General features: G+C 68.3%; 17 protein-coding genes and 2 pseudogenes. 5 read left to right on the top strand and 14 right to left on the bottom strand.

The genetic code is table 11. The features are described from left to right. Positions 1-357 precede the first annotated feature (357 nt). Positions 358-747: a trypco2 family protein gene (locus tag ACWD68_RS30575; protein WP_451809691.1), complete on the top strand. Its 390-nt coding sequence runs from the start codon at positions 358-360 to the stop codon at positions 745-747. After that, positions 744-4055: an NACHT domain-containing protein gene (locus tag ACWD68_RS30570; RefSeq protein ID WP_451809690.1), complete on the top strand. Its 3312-nt coding sequence runs from the start codon at positions 744-746 to the stop codon at positions 4053-4055. The genes ACWD68_RS30575 and ACWD68_RS30570 overlap by 4 nt, the downstream gene beginning before the upstream one ends. A gap of 143 nt (positions 4056-4198) precedes the next feature. On the opposite strand, the gene ACWD68_RS30565 is transcribed toward ACWD68_RS30570, so the two are convergent. The 9 genes and pseudogenes from ACWD68_RS30565 to ACWD68_RS30525 all read right to left on the bottom strand — a co-directional run bounded on the left by ACWD68_RS30565 (position 4199) and on the right by ACWD68_RS30525 (position 10441). Beyond that, positions 4199-5131: a hypothetical protein gene (locus ACWD68_RS30565; protein WP_451809689.1), complete on the bottom strand. Its 933-nt coding sequence runs from the start codon at positions 5129-5131 to the stop codon at positions 4199-4201. Beyond that, a complete protein-coding gene (locus tag ACWD68_RS30560; protein WP_451809688.1) occupies positions 5128-5691 on the bottom strand; it encodes a hypothetical protein in 564 nt (187 codons plus the stop codon). Before ACWD68_RS30560 ends, ACWD68_RS30565 begins: the two co-directional genes overlap by 4 nt. 663 nt (positions 5692-6354) lie before the next feature. Next, a pseudogene (locus tag ACWD68_RS30555) lies at positions 6355-6462 on the bottom strand (lamin tail domain-containing protein); the annotation flags it as partial. Positions 6463-6535: 73 nt separating this feature from the next. After that, entirely contained in the window at positions 6536-6910 is a 375-nt protein-coding gene (locus tag ACWD68_RS30550) for a hypothetical protein (protein ID WP_451809687.1), read from the bottom strand. 19 nt (positions 6911-6929) lie between these two features. Beyond that, on the bottom strand, positions 6930-7517 hold the full coding sequence (locus ACWD68_RS30545) for a class IV adenylate cyclase (RefSeq protein ID WP_451809686.1): 588 nt from the start codon (positions 7515-7517) through the stop codon (positions 6930-6932). Positions 7518-7528: 11 nt separating this feature from the next. After that, positions 7529-8188 carry a class I SAM-dependent methyltransferase gene (locus ACWD68_RS30540; RefSeq protein WP_451809685.1) on the bottom strand — a complete coding sequence of 220 codons (660 nt, stop codon included), beginning with the start codon at positions 8186-8188 and terminating at the stop codon, positions 7529-7531. Then, positions 8106-8747 carry an AAA family ATPase gene (locus tag ACWD68_RS30535; protein WP_451809684.1) on the bottom strand — a complete coding sequence of 214 codons (642 nt, stop codon included), beginning with the start codon at positions 8745-8747 and terminating at the stop codon, positions 8106-8108. Before ACWD68_RS30535 ends, ACWD68_RS30540 begins: the two co-directional genes overlap by 83 nt. Further along, a complete protein-coding gene (locus ACWD68_RS30530; protein WP_451809683.1) occupies positions 8740-9642 on the bottom strand; it encodes a radical SAM protein in 903 nt (300 codons plus the stop codon). The genes ACWD68_RS30535 and ACWD68_RS30530 overlap by 8 nt, the downstream gene beginning before the upstream one ends. Positions 9643-9748: 106 nt before the next feature. After that, positions 9749-10441: an HAD family hydrolase gene (locus tag ACWD68_RS30525; protein ID WP_451809682.1), complete on the bottom strand. Its 693-nt coding sequence runs from the start codon at positions 10439-10441 to the stop codon at positions 9749-9751. 95 nt (positions 10442-10536) lie between these two features. On the opposite strand from ACWD68_RS30525, the gene ACWD68_RS30520 reads away from it, so the two are divergent. Both ACWD68_RS30520 and ACWD68_RS30515 read left to right on the top strand, forming a co-directional pair. After that, positions 10537-11310 (top strand): XRE family transcriptional regulator, encoded by a 774-nt coding sequence (locus ACWD68_RS30520; RefSeq protein WP_451809681.1) that lies wholly within the window; start codon positions 10537-10539, stop codon positions 11308-11310. Beyond that, positions 11297-11764, top strand: coding sequence for an NUDIX hydrolase (locus tag ACWD68_RS30515; protein WP_451809680.1), 468 nt, complete (start codon positions 11297-11299; stop codon positions 11762-11764). Before ACWD68_RS30520 ends, ACWD68_RS30515 begins: the two co-directional genes overlap by 14 nt. Here the strand turns inward: ACWD68_RS30515 and ACWD68_RS30510 are convergent. After that, a pseudogene (locus tag ACWD68_RS30510) lies at positions 11752-12236 on the bottom strand (HD domain-containing protein). The gene ACWD68_RS30515 and the pseudogene ACWD68_RS30510 overlap by 13 nt on opposite strands. Positions 12237-12287: 51 nt before the next feature. Between ACWD68_RS30510 and ACWD68_RS30505 the strand changes: the two are divergent. Next, positions 12288-13475, top strand: a complete 1188-nt coding sequence (locus ACWD68_RS30505; RefSeq protein WP_451809679.1) for an IS4 family transposase — start codon at positions 12288-12290, stop codon at positions 13473-13475. 400 nt (positions 13476-13875) lie between these two features. Here the strand turns inward: ACWD68_RS30505 and ACWD68_RS30500 are convergent, their stop codons facing one another. From ACWD68_RS30500 to ACWD68_RS30485, 4 genes are all read right to left on the bottom strand, one after another. Continuing rightward, positions 13876-15009 carry an EcsC family protein gene (locus ACWD68_RS30500; RefSeq protein ID WP_451809678.1) on the bottom strand — a complete coding sequence of 378 codons (1134 nt, stop codon included), beginning with the start codon at positions 15007-15009 and terminating at the stop codon, positions 13876-13878. Positions 15010-15276: 267 nt separating this feature from the next. Further along, positions 15277-18648, bottom strand: a complete 3372-nt coding sequence (locus ACWD68_RS30495; RefSeq protein WP_451809677.1) for an ATP-dependent DNA helicase — start codon at positions 18646-18648, stop codon at positions 15277-15279. Between the two features lie 103 nt (positions 18649-18751). Continuing rightward, a complete protein-coding gene (locus ACWD68_RS30490) occupies positions 18752-19123 on the bottom strand; it encodes a hypothetical protein (protein WP_451809676.1) in 372 nt (123 codons plus the stop codon). Beyond that, positions 19123-21582, bottom strand: coding sequence for an AAA family ATPase (locus ACWD68_RS30485; RefSeq protein ID WP_451809675.1), 2460 nt, complete (start codon positions 21580-21582; stop codon positions 19123-19125). Before ACWD68_RS30485 ends, ACWD68_RS30490 begins: the two co-directional genes overlap by 1 nt. Positions 21583-21858 lie beyond the last annotated feature (276 nt).

Genomic DNA, 21858 nt, shown 5'->3' with positions numbered 1-21858 from the left:
AGCCGGGTCGAAAACAGCCCGGTTTGATACAGCAAAGCTTGGAGGTGCATGTGCTGTCTTGGCTCTCGATCAGCACGGTGTGCAGCTTACCCAAATCAGGTGGACGGTGTTTCGCCCTTGGGGCGAACACCCGTTTCCTGCCCTGCTCCGCAGGAGTCCGATTCCTCCCCGGCCTGAAGGCCGAGGCATCCTCGAAGGAACCCGGTGATGTCTGGCCACGAAGCGTCCGCAGTACGGGGCGGTGGCAACGCCGTCGGCGGGATCACGCTGCGCTGGTAGCCAAGGCTCGCTCGTCCCCGTCGATACCGGCGCTGCGAAGACGGTCTTGCTCGCCCACGTCGCGGGGTTCATCATGATGTGGCCCAAATACTGCGGCTGTGCCAGGAGTTGAAGAAGATGTGGTTCTCTCGCGGCAAGCCGGACGACGGTCCTGCTGAGGCATCCGTCGAACTGGTGTCTGCCGTGCGGGCACTTCGTGCACAGATCACCGAGGCGGCCGCATCCGACCCTGACTCGGACCTTCGCTTCCAAATGGGCCCGATCCAGTTGGAGTTCACTGTTGCGCTGACCCGCGACCGGACTGCCAAGGGCGGGATCAAGGCGTGGGTCGTCACGGCCGACGCGGAGCGCAAGCGGTCCATGGCGCACACCCATCGCGTGACGCTCAACCTCACTCCCGTATCGGCCGCCACCGGCGAGAGCCCCGAGATCCGTAACACCGAGTCCGGCCACCGCATCGTCCGATGAGCGCTGCCGTCCGCCACCCCAGCCGCCTCTACTTGGTCGCTCTCACTACAAGCGACGACCAAGTGCGCGGCAGCGGGTACCTCCTCAACAGCCGCGTCGTCGTGACGGCGGGCCATGTGGTCGAAGGCGTCCCGGCTGAGGATCTGCGTGTCTGCCGACTGCATACCCTGCGCGCGACCACTGCCGAGGTTGTACGGATCGAGAAGGACATCGCCGTACTCCTCACGGCCGAGGACCTGGCCGCGCCGGGGGAGCTGGCGAACGTGGCGTTGCGCGAGCTGGGATCCGACTCGCACTTCGGTGACTGCTCGGCACTGGGGCTGCCCGCGGTGATGACCCGGGTGACTGCCGGCGTCGCCCCGCTCGAGGCCGCGTTTCGCGTGGCACCCAACAGCGCGGACAACCACGGCTACCTCTCCCTCGAACTCGACGGACACCCGCCGGCGGGTCCGGAACCGTGGAGCGGCATGTCGGGTGCACCGGTGTTCCATGCGGGCCGGTGGCTGATCGGTGTCGTCGTGCGCGACTCGACGGGATGGAACCACTCCCGGCTCGAGGCGAGTCCTATCAGTGCACTGTTCGAGGGGTTGCCGCTTGCTGACGCCCTGTTCCGCGTCCGGCCTTCACCGCCGGTTACCGAGTCGGACGCTCGCGACGCCGCGTTCCTGGACACGTACCGCAGCGAGACGATCCGCCGCTACGGGCACATCGAGCTGTTCGGGCTCGGGCTCCAAGGCCATCTCGCGGACGACATCAGCATCGACCACGCGTACGTGAGTCTGCGTGCGGGCGTTCCTTCGCGGCGCCTGTCGTCGACGGCGGAGCAGACCAGACCTGTTGAGCCCCTCATCGCGAAGAACACGCGGCTCCTGCTGCGGGGCAGCCCGGGGGCGGGGAAGTCCACCCTGCTCGAGTGGCTTGCCGTCTCCATGGCGCGAGGTTCGTGCAAGGGCGAACTCGAACCGTTCAACGACCAGATTCCCTTCCTGCTACGCCTGCGCGACATGTACGCGCCGAGATGGAAACGGATCGAGGGACGGGACGGAGTTCCGCCGCGGATTGGACAGTTCCTCGAGTTCAGCGGGATGGCGAGTGACTTCGCCCCGCCCGACGGGTGGATTCGCCGGATGCTTGAGCAAGAGCGGGCGCTCCTGCTCGTCGATGGCCTCGACGAGGTGCTGGAGGGCGACCGGGACGGCGTGCTGCGCTGGATCAGCGATCTTCTGCGGGAGTTCCCTGCCCTGCAGGTCATCGTCACGGGGCGCCCGGAGGCGCTGCAGCATTGGTCCCCGCCTGCCAGGCTCGGTTTCGTGGAGCTCAAACTCGTTGAACTCGACGCCGACCAGCGGGCGGAGCTCATCCACAAGTGGCACCAGGCGGCGATCCTCGGGGTGCACTCGTCACGGCTCGGTGATGAGGAGCGTGACCGGCGGATCGACCGCCTCTCCGCCTACGAAATTTCTCTGACCCGCCACATCAACGCATCATCGGATCTCTCCGCGCTCGCCGCGACCCCACTGCTCTGCGCGGTACTGTGCAAGCTCCACGAGGTGCACGGCACCCGGCTCCCGCGGTTCCGACAGGAGCTGTACGCGCGGACCGTCGACATGATGCTCGGGCTGCGCGACGCGGACCGTGAGGTGCCCGAGCCGCTCCCTGGCCTGGACATCGATCAACGCCGGGCCGTTCTCTCCTGGATCGCCGGATACCTGACGGCAGAAGGCGAACGGGAGATCACCCTGACGCGTTTCGACGAGAAGGTGCAGAGCCGGCTGCCCAGTCTGGGGCGGGAGCCCGGCGCCCACACCCCCAGTGAGATCCGCAAGGCCCTGCACGAGCGGAGCGGGCTTCTCGTCGCCCCGGCCGAGGACACCCTGCGCTTCAGCCATCGCACCTTCCAGGACTACCTCGCGGCGACAGATCTGGTCGCCCAGCGCTCCTTCGGGCAACTCGCCGGCCACGCCGGGGAGGAGATGTGGGACGACGTCCTGCGCTTCGCCATGAGCCAGTGCAATCTTGCCGACACCCGTGAGTTCGTCGCCCAGATGCGGCGCAAGGCCCGCCTGGTGACCAACGGGAAGCAGCGCGCGCGCATGCGCCTGGCTGCGGCATCGTGCATTCCCTACGCGGTGCAGATGGAGGAGGAGGACCGCGGGTCCCTGATCGCGGGGGTCGCCAAAACGTTCCGGCTCGCGGCGAACGAAGAGAGCAAGGCACTCGCCTCGGGGCCGGAGAAGGCCCTTGCACAACCCACCGGGTCGCAGGACGACGGTCTCTCGCACGAGACCGACCAGTACGCCTCGGTCGGGCCCGACCTGCTCTCCGCTCTGCAGCGTGACTTCGACTGGCAGGACATGGACCTCTGCCGCAGCGCCGCCCAGTTGGCTGGCAGGCTGGGAGGCTCCGAGGCTCTCGGCTTCCTTTCCCAGATGCCGTTCGAGCAGCGGAAGAAGCTCGCCTCGGTACTCGTCGGCATATGGGAGAACTGCCCGGGTCGGGAATACGCCGATGCCGTACTCGCCGGTTTGGATGTCTCCCGGCTGTGGGCCGACTCGGCCGAGCAGCTCGGCCAGGCGCACGTTCTGGGCTCGGTCGAGGGCCTGACGGTGCGAAAGGCTATGCCTCTCGCAGAGGTCGTCTCCTTCGCCAACAGGCACCGGACCAGCTTGCTGAACTGGACGCCCACCGCTCTCAAGGACACCGAATCCTTTGACCTTCTCCGTGAGGCACATGGGCTGACCAGCCTTCTTCTCGGAATCGCGCCGACCACGAGTGACCCGCTGTTCATTGCCTCCATGATTCTCATGCCCCATCGGCACTACGAAGCGTTCCGGTTCACCCTGCCCGCGCTGCCCGAGGTGAGGGATCTGGCGCTCACGTCCATGCCCCTCGACTGGCCGGCGCATGTTGCCGAGTGGACGAGCCTGGCCCAGGTCTGGCTCACCGGCTCCGCGGTGGAGGGGATCGACTCGCTCGGCGACCTGCCGGCCCTCACGCAGTTGTCCGTCTCGTGTTCGGCGCGGCAATTCACCATGCCCTCAGGCCTCGGCCACGGCGGAGTGAACCACCTCGGTCTCATGCTTCACGCGGATCACGGGCTCGATGACATCGACCTGACGCGTCTGCCGACCGCGTTCCCGGCCCTGCGCCGGCTCACGCTCGGTGTCACGGGGATCGGCTGGGAAGCCGATCTGGCGGGGCTCGAGCGCATGCCTGACCTGCGGATACAGCTCCTCGGTGTGCCACGGAACCACCCTGGTATCCACGGCGCCGAAAACTTTCCCAGGGAGCGGATCAAATGGGGCTGAAGCGCTGACACCCACCCGCACATCCGGTGGGAGCGAAGTCCACGACTCGGCTTCTCTTCTCTTGGATTCTGTCCTGCGTGCTCAGGGACCGATAGGCCAACACACCCAAGTAGGCCACCTGGGTGCCTGCGGGGCGGTGCGGGCTATCGGGTACGGGTGTAGGTGAGGGCTTCTCCGCTGTCGGTGGTGCGGCGCAGGCTGTTGCCGCTCTTGAGGCTGAGGGTCGAGGTACCACCCGGCGTGCAGGAGGCTGCAGGAATACCGGAGGTGACGGTGCTCGGGCCGAGTTCCAGTCGGCTGCCCCCGCTCGGCACGGCGGCCAGGGGGGCCGTGAACACGCAGTGGTAGGTGTCGTTGCTAGTGGGGCCGTCGGCGACGAGGATCAGTACGTCGTCGCCGATGTTGCCCTGTTTGATGACGAGTGATCTGGTGTTTTCGCCGGTGGTGTTGGTGATGGTGGTGGTCCAGCTGCCGAGGTAGCCCTCTGGCACGTCTCCGTTCACGACGGGAGTGGGGGAGGGCGTATTGCTGCCCACGGAGTGTGAGGGGGTCTGCCGGTGGACCAAGGGGCGGAGCTGGTAGCCGAATGCGGTGAAGGCGATGGCGAGGACGGCGGCCATCGCGGCCAGCGCGAGAGTGTGACGCGGCCGGTGCTGCTGCGCAGGGGTGTCGCTCGTACCGATCACGACGGGTGACGCGTGATCGAGGACGATGGTGAGCCAGTCCGATGGGTCTGGTCGGGGACTGTCGTGGTGCGTGGGCCCAGGGACGGTGGCTGTGCTCTTCTCGGCCTGCGGTGGTGGTGCCGTGAGGATGGACCGGCGTGAGGTGCTGTCGGTCGGGCGGCGGACTTCCCAGACCCTCGGCTGCCTGGGGGAGTTGCCGGCTGGGTGGGACGGGCCGGCTGCTTCCACTCGCCCGGCCAGCCGGTAGGAGCGGATGCCGATGACGGCGGCCGCGGCCCGGCGCGCGAGGCGGAGCTCAAGGGCGGGGGTCAGTGTGGTGGTCCGGGTGGGATGCGCGGTGGTGCCGAGGGCGGCTGCGGCGGCCCGTCGCAGCAGGCTGGGCCGGCTCATCCGGTGCCGTCCTGGTCCGCGGCCGGCCTGCGTGCCCTGCCCGGCTGCGGGGAAGGACGTGATGAGGGCGGGCTGTCCGCCGCAGGCGGTAGCAGTGTGCTGGCGGCGGTGCGCTGCGCCGGTGGGGTATCCCGGGTGCTGTGCAGGACCTGTCCCGGACCGTTGCCTGCTGCGTCGGCCGTCTGCGTGACGCTCGCGGCTGCGGGAGCAGCGCCTTCCCCGAGAATCGCCTCGGCCAGACGGGAGCTTTTGAGCTGGACGAGGACCAGGGGCGCGGAGGCTCCGGCGGCGAAGATCGCGAAGCCGCCACTGACCTGTCCCGACGCCCCCAGTAGTCCGGCTACCAGGGCTCCCAGGACGGTGTGCACCACAGCGGCGATCGACTCGCCCCCGATGTCGTAGAACGCGCCGAACGCGGGCGGCCCTTCAGCACCCGGCTCGGGAGCAAGCCGGTACTGCTGACGCCTGTTGAGCCATTCGGTCATGCAGTCGTAGGCGTGCATGATCCCGCGTACAGCTCCGCCCGCGGCGCCGAGCAGCAGCAGAGTCGCAGTGTCCACGGTGTCTCAGCCCATGCAGGAAGATTCCAGTGATTCCGTCGCAAAGCCTACGGACCAGGTCACTGGGGCGTGGCTCGTTTGCCGAAGAGCCCGCCTGCAACACGGCCTCTCCAGTGGGTAGTTGAGTGCCGCGCGGATCGGGTGTTGCAGATGGGGCGAACGGCCGGTGCGGCGGGGGACGGGAGGGAGGGACATGGTGGCCGACAGGGCACGCTGAGATGCGCGCGGCTGCTCAGGGCGTGTCCTGAGTCTCGCGGTTCATGCAGGGTAGGCATAGGCGGAGCCGGTTGGCGAGGCCGGGTGTGCCGTGCCCTGGTAGTATTGATCTTGAGCTGATCGGCGGAAGTTGCCCCGGTTGGTGATGCGTTGGTGGTCCAAGGAAAGACGTCCCGCTTCCTGTGGGGAGATGCAGGTGCAAGGCCTGCCCGGCGCTCTGTGAAGACCCTGTCCCGTGTTCTGCGGGACGGGGTCTTTTTTTGCTGTCCGGAGCAGGAGCGACTGGTCGGGCGCGGGGTTGTTACTCACTTTCGGGTGGCGGCCGGACGTCTGGTGGGGTGGCGGGGCCTGGCGGGCGTGATGCAGTGGCCAACTGCCGCAACGGTGCCTGGGCCGTGGTTGCGTCAGCTTCGTGCACTCGCGGCATGGATGGCCGTTGCAGCCAAGGCGGTTGGAGCGGTCGTCCCATCCCGGGGAGTCGTACTGGACCCGGCTGATCTCCACGCCAGACCGGTGCGGGCGGTGGTCGGCGGCGGACGCCGGCACGGTGCGCACGGCCAAGGCCCGCCCTGGCCACGGGGCTCACGCCGCGGGGGACGGCGGGCACACTGCGTGACTAGGGCGGGGCTTAACCTCGGCGGAGGAACCTGCTCTGGCCCCGGTGCTTGCCGGTCCTCCTGCCGGAGGTCGGCCGTCCCATCGCGGCGGCTTCGCTCCGCTGGGCGGAGCGGTCCGGGCGGTCCATACTGAAGAGGGACTGCCAGACCCGCTCTTGAAGCACGCGGATGCAGGGGCCGCACGCATACATCGGCGCCTGGGCGCCGGCGACCCTGGCGGGGCCGATCCACAGGACGCGCGTCCACCGCTGCCCACAGTAGAGCCAGCAGAACCCGTCGACCCATTCGTTGCCGTCGTCGGTGGCCGCCGGTGCGGGCAGTCCTCCGCGGGCGAACTCGGCGATTCCGGGGATCACCCTGTGCTGTAAGGCGACTTCCGTCAGCATTGCTCCTGCACCTCCGTGATCAGCGGCCCTGGGCCGTCGGGGAAGCGTCCTCCTGCTTCTCGGCGCCGGAGAACAGGAGGGTGGGTTCGGCAAGGATGTCGCGGCCGGCCTCGCTCTTGTAGATCTCGTCGACGCTGCCGAACCGGGCCTCGGAGTAGTCGAGGTCCAGGAGCGCGGCGGCCTCCCGGACCGATGCCTCGTCGGGCCCTTCGATCTCCAGAAAGGTGGGGAGGTCGGGCCAGGTGTCGAAGTCGAAGGCGACCTCGCCCAGGCGCCACTCCTCGCGGTAGTTCTCCTGATACCGGACCTCGGCGAGGCCGACCCGACGGAGGATGTCGGCCATGGCATGCAGGTCGGTGACCTCGGTCTCGATCTCCTTGGTGCCGTCGATCGTCGTGGCGTCGGTGACCTGCTTGAACGTGAGCGTCGAGCGGGTGCCCTCGTCGCGCAGGCGGAGCCAGGCCCCGCCGTCGAGGGAGTCGTTCTCGAAGATCTTGCGGGTGAGGAGCGTGCGGGGGAGCGCCTGGACAGCGCCGAGGGCGGTCAGCTTGGCTTGGAGGTCGGCGGCGTCGACGGCCAGGAACTTCGCCTCGTACTCGTGCTTCACGGGTCCTTCTCTCAGAAGTGGTCGGTGAGGGTGGACGTTCGGGCTGCCATGAGCAGGCCCATGCGGTGCGTGTGGTCGTGCAGCTGGCCGACGTGGGGTCGCTCGGTGAACTCGTTCGTGCGCAGGGTGAGCAGGACCTCCCAGCCGCCGAGGAAGTGATGGCGCAGGCGCTCTGGGGAGGTGTAGTGCTCGATCATGTGATGGCGTCTTTCGACGGGCATCATGAACTCCGCGCCGAATACACCACCCGGGCGGACCAGACGCTGCATGCGGTCGACGAACTCGGCGAGCGGGCGATGGTGGTTGGCACTGTAGTGCCATGAGCAGCTCGTCCAGACAGCCTCGCACTGCAGGCCCAGGGGTTCGCCATCGAGGAAGTCGTCCTCAACGACCTGTACGCGGTCGTGGAGTTCTTCGAGCTTCAGCCGATCGAGTAGCCCCAATGCGTGTGCCTGGCCACCCGGGAGGTGGACCTCGCCTCCGTGGAGGGCGACAGCGTCGCGTTCGATGGCGACGACGTGGTAACCGGCAGCGGCGAGGGGCAAGACGAATTTGCCGTCACTCGCGCCGATGACCGCGACGGTGGCGTCAGGGGCGACGCGTTCCCGCAGGGCGGCGAGGAACTGGGGGAAGAAGGTGAGGGTGTGCTCCCACAGGCTCTGTGTCTGCATGGGAGTGCGCTCCTTGCGTATCGGTGTCTGTGATCACGCGGAGGACCTCGTCGGGGCTGCGCCCCGTGGTGTCGATGCGATGCGTCGGGAACGAGGCGTAGGCGTCCGTCACCCGTTCCGTGACGGACTCGATCAGTACGTCCCACCGCGATGTCGGCTTGTTCCGACCGGCGAGGCGGCGCTGTCGTTCGTCGTCGGCGCAGACGAGGTGGTAGGTGACGGGTGTCGGCAACCAGCTCGGCAGGGTGACGCCGAGCCGGGCGCCCAGGGCCCAGTGGTTGGCGAGGCACCGGGCGAAGTAGCTCTCGACGACGACCGGGACGCCGGCGTCGAGGTGGCGCTGAATCTCCTCGGCCGCGGTGAACAGCGCGGAGAGGTAGAGGCACATCCGCGCCTCGACATTCGTCCGCTCGTCCACCGCGTGTCTGAGCGGCTGATAGGGGGCCGGGACGGTGGGGACGAGGACAGCTTGGCGGGCGGCGGCGAGCATCAGCGCCAGGGTGGACTTACCGGTGCCCCGTAGGCCCTCCAGGCTCTCGAAACGCGGACGATCAGGCACGGGCGTACACCACGTCCGGCACCGCGAGGGCGAGCTCGTCGGCGGCCGAGGGTTTATGGACGATGTGCCCCGCCGCCTTCTCGTACCAGAAGGCGTGCGAGTCCTTGCCCACGGCCTTGCAGAACATGGTCAGCGCGCCGCGTGGGTCCGCCTCGATGCGGTCGATCTCGCGAGGCCCGTCGTCCGGTGCGCAGACCTGCGGGGCGCCGTGCTCGGAGAGATCCTCGTCGACGATCACCTCCAGGGGCAGGTCGGCCGAAGCGAGCTCTTCGCGGAGCCGGCCGTAGGCGGAGGGGGCGGTGACCAGCAGTTCGGGGTGGTCGGCGGCGTTGCCGACCGCCCGCAGGTGGTGGAGCTTGAGTTGCCGGACCCCGAGCTGCGCCAGGACGCTGGCGAGGGGGAGGACCTCGTCGATGTTCCGCGAAGTGACGGTCATCGTCGCGCCCGTCGGAACGCCGAGGTCCCGCGCCAGACTGAGCGAGTTGAGGGCGCTGAGGTAACTGCCCTGCCTGCGGATGCCGTCGTTGGTCGATCCGACGCCCTCCAGCGAGACCCTGAGCAGGTCCAGGTGCGGAGCGATCTCGGTCAGTCGGCGTTCGATCCGGTACCCGTTGGTGCAGATCTCGACGCGCTGGCCCAGTTCCTCCTTCGCATGGCGGACGACCTGTGCGAGGTCCCGGTAGACGAACGGCTCTCCGCCGAGCAGGGTTACGGCCTCCGTGCCGTACTCGTCCCGCATCAGGGCGAGAAGGCTGACGGCTTCCTCGGCGGTGAAGGCGTCGGCGTACTGGAGCCGCTTGCCGTGGAAGCAGTGCAGGCACGTGAAGTTGCAGCGGTAGAGCAGCTGCAGGTACAGCATTCGAATCTTTCTGATCCCGGTGACTTCCCCGATCACATCGGCTCCTTCGGCTGACTGCCTGTTGGGAGCCCTGATAATGGCTTTCTGCCCGGGGACCTCGACACCGCGTTCAGGGACGATCCGAGGACGTCCTGGGACGTTTTCAGTGGCCTGCGAAGGACTCCAGGATGCCCAGAACGCGCTTCGTGTCCGACAGGTCGGGCAGGACTTCGGCAGCGCCGGCGGCGGTCAGTTCCTCCGGCCTGTGGATGCCGGAGGCGACGGCGACGATCCCGGAGCCCGTGGTCAGGGCCGCTTCCACGTCGCGAGGGGTGTCACCCACCAGGACGGTGGGGACGCCAGCCGGAACGCCGCGAAGCCGCTGCGCGCGCTCGCGGGCGACAGCGACCAGTTGAGGACGGAGCTCAGCGTCCGCTCCGTAGGCGCCCACCGGCAGGTCCAGCAGCGAGTCGAGGCCGAACGCTGACAGTTTCACACGGGCGTTGGCGGCGATATTGCCGGTCAGGACGGAGGAAACCCAACCGCTCTGGGCGAAGGCGGCCTTCAGCGTCTCATGGACACCGGGCAAGGCAGTCCCACGCCTGCGCAGATCATCCAGGCGCGCTTCCCCCGCCTGGGCGAGCGCGGTCTCGATGGAGCGCCAGTCAGGTACGGGCAGCCCGTCGCGCACGAACATGTCGCGCATGATCAGCCGATCCGTACGCCCCTCGGTACGCGCCGGCGCCGTAGGCTCCCGTCCCGAGAGCGCCGAGAAGGCAGCGGCGTAGATCTCCTTGCTCACCCCCGAGTTCTCGATGAGGGTGTGGTCGATGTCCCACAGGACGATGAGCTCCATGGCGCCAGATTAGGCAGGGGGCGGGGTTGCGCATCAGCGACTACGTCCCAAAACGTCCTTGCGTGATCATGTGCTGCACCGATTCGATGGCTGCTGTGAACGACCGACTGCGCACTGTGCTCGGCCAGCGTGGCGTCTCGCCCGAGTCTCTTGCCGAGGTCTGCGAGGTGGATCCCAAAACGGTAAGCCGGTGGCTGGGCGGGCGGATTCCCCATGCCCGGCACCGCTTCCGCGTTGCGCGACACCTGCGCGTGGAAGAGACCTTCCTTTGGCCCGAGCCGCTCAAACGCCCCGGCCGACCGCGGGACGGGTTAGGCACCGAGCTGGTCGGCACCTACCAGAACCGGGCCAGCGTGCCCCGGGACGTCTGGCTGGCGCTGTTGCTAGAGGCCCGGCACGAGATCAGCGTCCTCGTCTTCTCCGGCACGTTCTTCGCTCAATCCAACCCCCACGTCGCCAAGATGCTCTCCGAACGCGCCGCCGACGGAGTGCGAGTGCGCCTGTGCTTCGGCGACCCGTACGGGCAGGCAGTCTCCATCCGAGGCCGCGAGGAGGGAATCGGCGACACCCTCGCTGCCAAAATCCGCGCTTCGCTGACGTACTACCGCCCGCTGCTGGGCGAGGCCGGGTGCGCCGTACGGCTCCACGACACCACGCTCTACACCTCCATGTTCCGCTACGACGACAACCTGCTCGTCAACCCTCACATCTGGGGACAACCGGCCAGCGCCAACCCTCTGTTCCACCTCAAGAGGGCAGACGGCACCGGGTGGTTCGACAACTACGCTCAGAGCTTCGACGCCGTCTGGGCCGCCGCGCGGCCGTGGGCATCCCACCAGGAGAGGACCACCGACCATGGGCAGGACTGAGTACTTCAACGACCCGAGTGCCCCAAAGGCGAACACCCTCATCCCGGCCAGCAACCTCCTCGTCGTCGACGAGACCGGCGCCATCCTCCTTCAGCGACGCCGCGACACCGGGCAGTGGGCGCTCCCCGGCGGTGCCCAGGACATCGGCGAGACCGCGGCCCAGTGCGCTGTCCGCGAGTGCCTGGAGGAGACGGGCATCATCGCGGAGATCACCGGCTTCCTCGGCGTCTACACCAACCCGAACCACATCGTCGCCTACACCGACGGCGAGATCCGCCAGCAGTACGAGAACACCTACATCGGCCGCCCCGTCGGCGGTGCACCCACCATCAACGACGAGGCCGACGGAGTCCGCTTCGTTCGTCCGACCGACCTGAACCAGTACGACATCCACCCAAGCATGCGCCAGCAGATCGGGGACTACCTCGCCGGCACCTACCCCTACCTCGGCTGAGCCGCCAGCGCGGCCTCGATCCTCGCGACCGAGGAGAAAATCTCCGGTGCCGCCCGCCGGATGAACCGCCCAACCACGCTCTTCGCACCGTAGCGGCCGATGATCTCCGCGACACGCTCCTGCGCAGTGGTCCGGCCGCCGTCGGGCGTCGTCGTCATGTCGCAGTACACGAGTGCGTCCACCAGCAGTGCGTCGTCCGGCAAGGGGAACTCCGACGCCAGCTCATCATGCAGCCCGCGCTCCTCGGCCTCCAACAAGGCAAACGAGTGGTTCGCGACGAGCCGTACAAGTGGCTCGTCGGCCTCGTGCTCGTCACGGAGAAACCTTGCCCCGTCCAGCGGGTGAAATCCCGTCACAGCCAGTCGAGGCGCATACCCGACGTCGTGCAGCGCGGCGGCGGCGACGAGCAGGTCGGTGTCTTTGCCAAGGAGCCGCCCGACTCAGTCGCGCGCTCGGCCACGCCTAGGGTCAATGCCGTTGTTTTAGGTGGCGGGCGTAGGCTGCTTGGCAGTGGGTCCCGGGGGTGGTTCGGGTGGCTGCGAGTGTGTCTGAGTTATCGGGTCTGGGGTTGTTGACCTGGGTGTATCCACCGGGGTTGGTGGATCGTGTGGTGGCCGCTTGCGAATGCGCGGAGCGACGCAAGCGACTGCTTCCCGCCCGGCTGGTGGTGTATTTCGTGCTGGGGCTGGCGCTGTTCTCTCCGGCTCCGTACCTGGAAGTGATGCGTCACCTGGTGGAGGGGCTGCGAGGCCAGGGGCTGCTGGGCGACTGGCATGTGCCGGCGAAGTCCTCGCTGTTCCGGGCCCGGCAGCGGCTGGGCTGTGAGCCCCTGCGGGTGCTGTTCGCCGCCACCGCCAAGCCGATGGCCAACGAGGCGACACCCGGTGCGTTCTGGCGGGGTTTGCGGCTGCTGGCGGTGGACGGGACGTGCTGGGACGTCGCGGACAGCGAGGCCAACGAGGCCGCCTTCGCACGCCCGGGCAACGGCCGCGGGCCGGACAAGAGCGCGTTCCCGCAGGTGCGAATGGCTGCTTTGGTGGAGGTGGGCAGTCATGCGGTGCTGGACGCGGAACTCGCCGGCTGCCGCACCGGGGAAGTCACCCTGGTCGGGCGCCTGCCGCGTTCGGTCGGTCCGGGCCAGCTCGTCCTGGCCGACCGCGAGTTCCTCGGTGTCCCGTTGTGGCAGGCCTTCACCGCCACCGGCGCCGATCTGCTGTGGCGGGTGCCCGCCAACCGCGTTCTGCCGGTCATCAAGCAGTTCCGGGACGGGTCATGGCTCTCACGGATCCGGGCAAGCAGCGGCCCTGCCCGGCATGAACCGGTCACCGTGCGGGTCCTCGCCTACCAGCTCAAGGGCCAGGGCAGCGAGGGTGCAGCTGACAACTACCGCCTGGTCACCACCCTGCTGGACGCCCGCCGGTATCCCGCCCGGCAACTCGCCGCGCTCTACCGCGAACGCTGGGAGATCGAGTCCGTCTTCGCCGAGATCAAAACCCAACAGCGCGGCGCACGTGTCGTCCTCAGCAGCAAAACCCCCGACGGTGTCCGTCAGCAGATCTGGGCACACCTGCTGGTCCACCACGCCCTGCGCGAACTCATGCTGAGAACGGCCGGCACCCGTGGCCTGGATCCCGACCGGGTCTCCTTCACCGAAACCCTGCGCTCCGCCCGGCGCAGTGTGACCGTCACGCCGGGCAGCTTTTCCCCCTGACCTCCTGGTCAGAGCACTGGTGATGCTCCAGCAGGACCTCCTGGAACGCCTCCTGCCCGCCAGGCGGCTCCGCAGCCAGCCCCGCGTCGTCAAACGCAAGATGTCCAACTACCGGCTCAAACGCGCTGAACACCATGCCTGCCCCCACCCCACCCGCACCGGCACCCAAGCCATCCTCATCACAAGACCCCACCCCACAGAGCCGTAAGGCAACGGCATTGGCTCTAGCCTGAGTCAGGCTTCCAGCTGGAGCAGCGCGGAGCGTGTGTTGAGCGGGTGACTGCTCGTTGTTCGGGTGAAGTCCCGGCGGCCCGTGTGATGACATCCTCCGCCGGGACGCCGGGACGCCGGGACGCCGGGACGCCGGGACGCCGGGACGCCGGGACGCCGGGACGCCGGGTCAGTGGAGGTCAGGTCCGCCCGCCTCAACTATTTTACCGAGCAAGCTGATTTCCTCGTCGGCGTCGTCTGGGACATCCGGGCCGGCATCGGGGAATGATCCTGAGCCCTCCTCGTCGGCGAGATGCGGGTACTTCTCCAGGAGGAACCGCCGTCGGTATGCCAGCTCGGCGGCGTCGACGATCCCCTCCAGGGTGGTCCAGTTGAGGGTGCTTCCAACGACGATCCCGACTGCGGGTACGGCCTTGCCGAGTCCCTTCTTGGTGAGGCGAAAGCTGAATGCCTTCGCGAACTGCGAGGAGACCTTGGCGACAACCGTTTCGTTCAGGACCTCCCACGTCTTGCCGCGGAAGAGTGCCTGGGTGAGTCGCGAGATGTCTGCCATCGCAGCGTTCTTGGCGGTGGCAGAACTTGCTGTCCCGACGTTGACGACAGACATCACGAAGAGTTTCTCGGCAGGCTCCTCGGGGTCGTAGCCGTAGAACAGCGAGACCTGGCCGACGGCACGGGACGCGAGTCCGAGGACGAACGCGGTATCGGCGACGAAGGCACCGGTGATCGCACCTCCCGTGGGGGCCGCCGCGGCGCCGGCGGAGGCGGCGATGACGAGCTGTCCTCCGGAGATCACAAGCCCCGCGCTGGCTCCCGAGAGCGCGGCGACGGCCGGGAAGTACCAGCTCGCTGCCCGCCCGCGGACCGCGTCGACCTGTTCGAGGTCGAGGCGGCGCAGGTCGGAGAGCCTTGCGACGTCGTGTCCGCGCTTTTTGTGCAGTGCCACCACGCGCTTGGAGGAGAGTCCTGCTCGAGAGACTCGTCCCAACGTCCGTCGTATGGACTGAACGGCTGTGCCGCTCCAGTCCGGCAGGGCGTCGGCGGCTCCGCGAGCCCCGACGCCGACTTTGTGTGTGCCCTTGGCAACGAATTCCTGTCCACGCGAAACGGCCGATTTGGCCCGTGGGTAGTTCTCCAGTTGTTTCGTGGCACGCTTGCCGACTTCCTTGACGCTGTTGGCGACCTGCTCGCCGGCGTTTCTCATCGCTCGTGACAGCGGGCGCTGCTTGAACTGCTGGATAGCCTGCCATTCCGCGAGCTCGTAGTCCGAGGGCAGCTGATTGGGCTGCTGAGGGTTGCTCATGAATGCCCCCCGGGGCGTGGATGGTGATGTACGAGTGGGTGAGCTGTCAGGTCACAGATCGCGAGTTGCTCCTGGCCGCGTGGCTGACGGTGGTGCACGGGCAGCAGGGCATGGCTTGTTCGGGCCTGGGGCCGGGGCGTCTCGAAGGTGGGCCGCTCGTGATGGGGATGTAGCCGCGAGGGCATTTAGACCTTTGACGTGCGACTTTCCCTTTTCCGGAGGTCCCGATCTGATTGTGCGACGGACGGACCGACGGCCTGGCTGAGTTCATGCTTTGAGGGCAGATCCGGCGTCGGGGCCGTCCCAGCTGCCCGGTGTGCGCCAGAAGACGCGGACGTCGAAGACGTTGTGCAGGGTGTCGGTCGACCAGTCCTCGGTGGGTGGTTCAGACAGGACCAGGTACAGGCGGTCGGCGGGAGTGGCAAGGGTGTGGTTGATCTCGAGGAGACGGGCGGCTCCTGAACGGAGGTCGGTGTGTGTGGAGTGGCCTGCGCCGAGGACCTCGTAGAGGAAGTGACCGTCCTCGGCGACGCGGCTGACGTCGATTGCCGGGGAGTCGGTCGGCTGAAGGTCTGCCCACAGCAGGTCTGACATCAGGGCGTGGCGTACTGCCTCATGCTTCTTGCACCTGCGGTCGGCAGCGGCCGCGGCCTCCAGGGTGTCCAGGAGACCCGTGGAGGTGGGTGCTGGCGTGGCGGGCGGGTCTGCGACGGGCGCCATGGGTACGGCTTCCTTCTGTGCGGGCTGCGGTGTGGCCGGAGCCGTTGAGGGTGCGGTTTCCGGCTCGGGCAGGTCAGCCAGGCGTTGTTGCAGCGTCTCGCGGGCCTCGGCCAGCGGCTGTGTCCAACCGGCGCGGGCCAGGTCCGCCTGGAGTCGGTCGATGTCGAGGGTGTGGTCCTTGAGGGCGCGGTTGGTAGTTGTCGCGAGGTCGCGCAGCAGGTTCAACCGGTGCTTGTCCGGGGAGCCGAGCACGCGTCGTACGTCCACCCAGTCCGCCTGGTCGCGGCGTAGGACGCGGTTGGCCATGCCCTTGAGTTCGGAGAGGCGTTCGCGGGCGTCGTCCGGGACGGTGCAGTCTTCGGTGGTGAGTTCCTCTAGAACGCCGAGGGCGGCCACATAGCGTTCGGCCATCCGGGGGGAGATGGGCTGGCGTCCGCGCTGGTCCGCGGTGAGCAGGCAGTGGTGTGTGTCGTGGGCGAGCACCCAGCAGTCCAGTTCATCGCCGGTGTGCGGGAGAGTGGAGCCGTGGCGGACGGCCAGGACCAGGGGCACCTCAGTGACGGGGGAGAGGGCTTCGACCCGGTAGCGGCCGCCGGGTCCGGGGCCGAGGACGCGGACCCGGATGTCGGTCCCGATCTCGGGGAGTTCACCGTCCGCTATGGCGGGTGCGGTCTGTGCGGGTGAGGGTGTGGCGGTGTCACCGGTGTTCGTGAGGGCGTGCGGGAGCGGGGAGGTATGCAGGACGGTCAGGCTCTGCGTGCTGCGGGTGAGGGCGATGTAGAGCTGGCGCAGGCCGGCCGGGCCGCGGTCGGCGATGGTGGCGGGCTCGACGACGAGGACGTGGTCGTACTCCATGCCCTTGGCCTGGGCGGCGGCCAGGACGGACACGGCTTCCCGCTGTTCGTCGCTCATGCCGGCGGCTTGGCCCAGGTGGCGACTGATCTCGTCGAGCCAGCCGGAGTCGTCGGGGACGATGACGGCCACGGAGCGCAGGGTGCTGCCGTCAGTGCTGCCCAGGAGCCGGGTGGCGTGGCCGACGGTGTCGTCGAGGAGTTTCCACGGGTCGGTCGCCAGCGTTCGGACGGCCGTCTCGCCGGCCTCGCGGATGGCCCGCGGGTAGGGCAGCGCGGGGGCGATCGCGCGGGCCAGGGGCGCGACGAACTCCATGATCTCCGCGGGAACGCGGTAGCTGGTGCTCAGCTCGGCGACGCGCCAGTCGCCGTGGTCGGACAGGAGAGCGCCCAGGCGGTCCCAGTCGGTGTAGGCGTGGGGGCCGGTGGCCTGGGCGAGGTCGCCGAGGATGGTCATGGAGCCATTCACCGCGGAGCGTCTGTGCAGGCAGCGGGCCTGCATGGGCGTGAGGTCCTGGGCCTCGTCGATGACGATGTGCCCATAGCGCTGCGGGGTCTCGCCAGTGATGAGGTACTGCAGTTCCTCGAGGCAGACGTGGTCGTGGAGGGTCCAGGGGTCGGCGTCGGCTTTGTCGGCCCGGGGACGGTGCAGGACGGTCTGCTCCTGGTCCTCGAGGATGCCGTCGGCGCAGGCATGCAGGAGGTCGGGGGAGTCGTACAGGCTGCGGAGTGTCTCCCGGGGGCCGGGGGACTGCCAGACGCGTTCGATCAGACGCTCGACCTGGCGATTGCGTTCCAGGTCGCGGCGGATTGTGGCGTCGCGGCCGCGGCGCGGGGCGACGGCGGCGAGTTCCTGCAGCAGGCGGTCGACGAGCAGGCTGCGGAAGCGGTCGCGGCGCTGACGGTAGGAGCCGTCGCTTGCGCGGACGTCGGTCAGGAGGGCGAGGACCTCGGAGCGCGGGATGCGCAGGGTGGTGCTGCCGGCGGTGACGGTGAATTCCGGGGTGGCGTCCTTGTAGGAGGGGGTGGTGGTGAAGTCGTCGATCGCCTCGGGACGGCACGCCTGCTCGACACTGCGGCGCAGGACGGCCGCCATGCGCTCGTCGGACTTGAGGAGCTGTGCCGGGGGTGTGTCGGTGCCCAGGATCTCGCCGTCCCACAGGCGGGACAGCTGCACGGCGTTGATGTTGCGGGTGCCGAGGGTGGGCAGGACTTGGCTGACGTAGTCGAGGAACTGCTGGTGGGGGCCGATGACGAGGATGTCCTGCGCGGTGAAGTGCTCGTTGTTGACGAGCCACGTCACGCGGTGCAGGCCGACGGCGGACTTGCCGGTGCCCGGCCCTCCCTGCACGACGAGGATGTCGGTGGGGGAGCCGGTGACGAGGGCCATCTGGTCGCGGCGGATGGTCTCGACGATGTCGCGCATGCTGCCTCTGCGGGAGCGCTGGAGCTCTTGCAGGAGGAAGTCGTCGGGCGGCTGGGGCTTTTGCCGGTGCAGGCGGGCGACATCGGTCGGTGTGCCAGCCGGCGGCCGGATCTTCCCCGCCTGCGGTACGGCATCGGCCGTGCCGGCCGCAGCGACCTGCTGTTCGGCGTCGTCCACAGCCTGCTGCAGGGAGGGAAGGACGAGGCAGATGTCGTCGGCGTAGCCTTCGACGCGTTGTCGCGTGCAGCGCAGTTGCCGCCGCAGGACGATCTCGCCCGGGGCGTCGGGCAGTGCCTCGGACCACTTCTTGGCCTGCGGGGTCGTCCACAGCACGACCACGGTGTCGCGGGTGTGGACGTCGGAGACGGCTCGCCGCCCGACGTACCAGGTATCCGGCTGCCTGCCAGGGCCGTCGTTCACGTCCACCCGGTTGATGACCAAAGAGGCGTCGCCGAGACCGCCGTACGCGGCGGCTTTGTCCTCGGCATCGAGGCGGTTGGCGACGCCGTCCTTGCCGCTGGCAGAAGCCGAGGCGATCGAGCCTCCGGTCAGTTCGGCCATCCGCTCGTGGTAGCAGTCGTAGGCGCGGTCCACCGCCTTCTGCTCGATGGCGATGATCTCGTCGCGTGTGGTGGTGCTCATGCGTTTTTCCCCTCCCCAGCAGCACCTCGCAAGGTGCTGCGCCGGGCACAGGCCCGGTCCCAGCGAAAGAAATATCAGACACAACACCCCGGCTGGCGGGCAGTCAGGGAATCAAGACAGCGACAAGGTCGCCCACCTCCGCTCGCCATGCGTGCACCTGGTCGCGGGTGGGGCCGATCTCGTACTGGTGGTAGTGGCACCCCAGGCACAAGTGCGACCAGACGGCGCGGGCCCGGCGTGCGGTCGCTGCACCGGTGTAGCAGCGCAGGCAGAGCATCCTGGCCCGCACGGTGCTGCCCGCGAGCCCCGGCACCGCCGCCTCGAGAGTGCGGTCGACGGCGATCTCCAGGGCGGTGCGCAGGGCGAGGGCGGCACCGCGGTGGCGCCCAGCCGGCGTCGCCCCCAAGTGGAGAGAGGACAGCAGCCGATCAGCGGTCAGCAGAAGGTCCTCGGCAGAAGTGGTCGGGGCGATCATCACACCGTCACCTCCGGCTTGCGCACCTTCTGCGCGAAGAGCGTGATCTCGTCCACGAACCGGTGGGGATCGATGATCCGGGCCCCGGCGGCGTGGGCGCCACTCTGACACTGCTTGAGCAGGTCCACCGCACGCGGCCCGCACCGGGTGCGCAGTTCCCGGTAGACGTCGGTGGTCCGCCCGGTGTCGCCGAAGAGAGCCAGCGCGGCGACCTTCATGAGCTTGTCGGCGTCGGACACGGCGGCCTGCAGGGTGTGTTCAGCACCGCCCGAGCGGTGGTGGCGGATCCAGGCGGCTTCGAGGAAGGCGTTCTCCAGGGCGATGCGGCACAGGCTGGGCAGCACGTGCGTGCGGGCCGCCTCCGGCAGGTCCACGGTGCTGGCCACGGCACGGGCGTCGTCGAGGGCCTGCTGAACCGGGTCGGTCACCGCTTTGATCTTCACCTTCGAGGCTTCGCCCCGCTCGACCTCGAACACTGTCACGGGCAGCTCCTGATTGGTGAACGCGCGCTGGAGGCGGGTGTCGTGGGTGAACACGACGACCTGTCGGTGCTTGCCGAGTTCGGACAGGACCTGGGCGAGTCCGTGAACCTTGGCGGGGTCCATGGATTGCACGGGGTCGTCGATGATGACGAAGCCGAACGGGCTGTCGGTGGTGGCGGCCCGGGGCAGGAACAGGGACAGCGCGAGGGAGTGCTGTTCGCCCTGGCTCATGACGCTGAGCGCTGAGGCTTCCTGACCGTCGACGGAGACGTCCATGACGAGCTTGCGGACGGTGGCCTTCTCGCTACCCTTCAGGCTCACGGCCGTGAGGTCGATGTTGCTCTCCTGGCGGAGCTTTTCCCAGATCCGCTGCGACTGGTCCGCGAAGCCCTCCATGCGCTGCTCCCGCAGCTCGGCGGCCAGGGCCTTGATCCAGGTGCTCGCCTTCTTGAGGTCACGCAGCCGCCCCTTGTTCGCCTCTACGGCGAGGGCCTTCTCCGCCCAGCCCGTCAGACGGGTGACAAGCCTGCGCCAGCGCTCATCCCGCTTCTCCAGCTCCCTGCAGGCCCTTTCCTTGACCGCAGCGCAGGCATCGGCCAGGGGCGCGGCGGTTTCGTGGGCACGCCGGGCGAGTTCGGCGGGATCACTGATCGCTCGGCAGGCGGTCCAGGCGCCCCACGGATCGGTCAAGGCGACGGGGATCCACCCAGGCGTATGGACGAGATCCTGCACAGCCCGAGCGGCCGAGCGGAGTTCGCTCCGTGCCTTCTCGGCGGTCGTGGCCTCCTGCCGCAGTGCGGCGATCTGGGAGGTGGCATCCATGGCCCAGGCGGCGTCCAGCATTCCTTCGGTTCGGCACACGGGGCACGAATCCTCGTCGGGATGGCGGTCGTTGTGAGCCACCGCCCGCTCGAGGAGCTCCGCACGCTGCAGTGCGTCTTCGGCGCCGGTACCGTGCAGGTCCTCGACGCCGGCGAGGGCCTTACGCAGCCGGTCCACAGCCGAGCCGACCTGTGCCATGTCGGGTCCCTCTACGACAGCCTCGGAGCGCAGCTCGGCGATCAGGCCCTCGTCGACGTTGGGCAGACCACTGACGAGTGCTTCAAGGGTCGCGAAGTCGGGAGCCCCCTTCGAGTCGATGGCCACGAGCGCCTCTACGGCGCGCTCGTCGTCCTCGAGCTCGTACAAGCCCTCCTTGAGGCTCGGCAGCTCCGCCTTCGCCACCTTCGCCGCGTCCTCGAGAGCCTTGGTCTCCACGCGGAGCCGACTGTCGGCAGCGTTGAACTGCCCCAGACCGAGAATGGTGGCGATGGCGTCGTACATCTCGGAGGGCTTGCCACTGATCATGCGGTCCAGGTCGACGTACGACAGAAAGGGCCGGTAATCCGTCAGGGCCTGCCTCCAGTCCGCCTGGTCGAGGGCCACACGACCGTGTCCGGGCCGCTTGAGTTCACCCTCGGAGTCGTTGAAGTCCTCGCTGTTCCACGTCCGGGTGAGTGTGCTGCGACCGGTGTCCCCCTCGATGGCGAGCTTCACCTCGATCTCCGGCTTGCCGGTGTCGTGGAGGTTGCGCCAGTTGCGGCTACGCGTCGCGTCCTTCCCGTGCCACCGCAGGTTGGTGCCGGTGAAGGCAGTCTCGATGCTCTCGGCGATGCTGGACTTGCCGGAGCCGTTACGGCCCACGACGAGATTCACGCCGGGCCGGGGGCTGAGCTTCAGCCAGGCACGGGGGCCGATGCCGCGGAACCGAGTGACGGCGACGGACTCGAGGCAGATCCGGCCAGCCTGGGCGGTCTGCGGGGTCTCGCCGTCGCCCAGAGCCTCCTTGAGGATCACCTTCACGGCCTCGGTGAGGTCTGCCCCCGCCAAGCGGGTCTGCACCAGCTCCGCCACGGGGACGGGCTGCTCGACCTGGGTCGGCTGGGCGGGGAGGGTGAGGTGGAGCGCGCTCTGTTCGGGCTGTTTCGTCACGGTCATGGGTGTCTCCCGGGGTCCGGTGCTGATGCGGAGGAAGGGTGGGACACCGGCTGCGACCGTGGAGGGTGTGACTCCTGCGCCGCATCCGACACCGGGAACGATAGGGAGAACCAGGTGTTGTGCATCATGTAGAAGTTGATAACCAGGGTTATCAACTTCCTTGGTGATAATTCGAGTTGCTAATCCGTGCACTCACGCTCGATCCCGCAGGCCTGGCTGTTCCGGCGGCGGCTTCATGCCCAAAGACGGGCTGCGCGCAGAGGTCGGAACCGGGCG

Source organism: Streptomyces sp. NPDC005141 (assembly GCF_053599975.1).
Note: the sequence above shows the minus strand (reverse complement) of the source record. Positions and strands in the feature narration are given on the sequence as shown.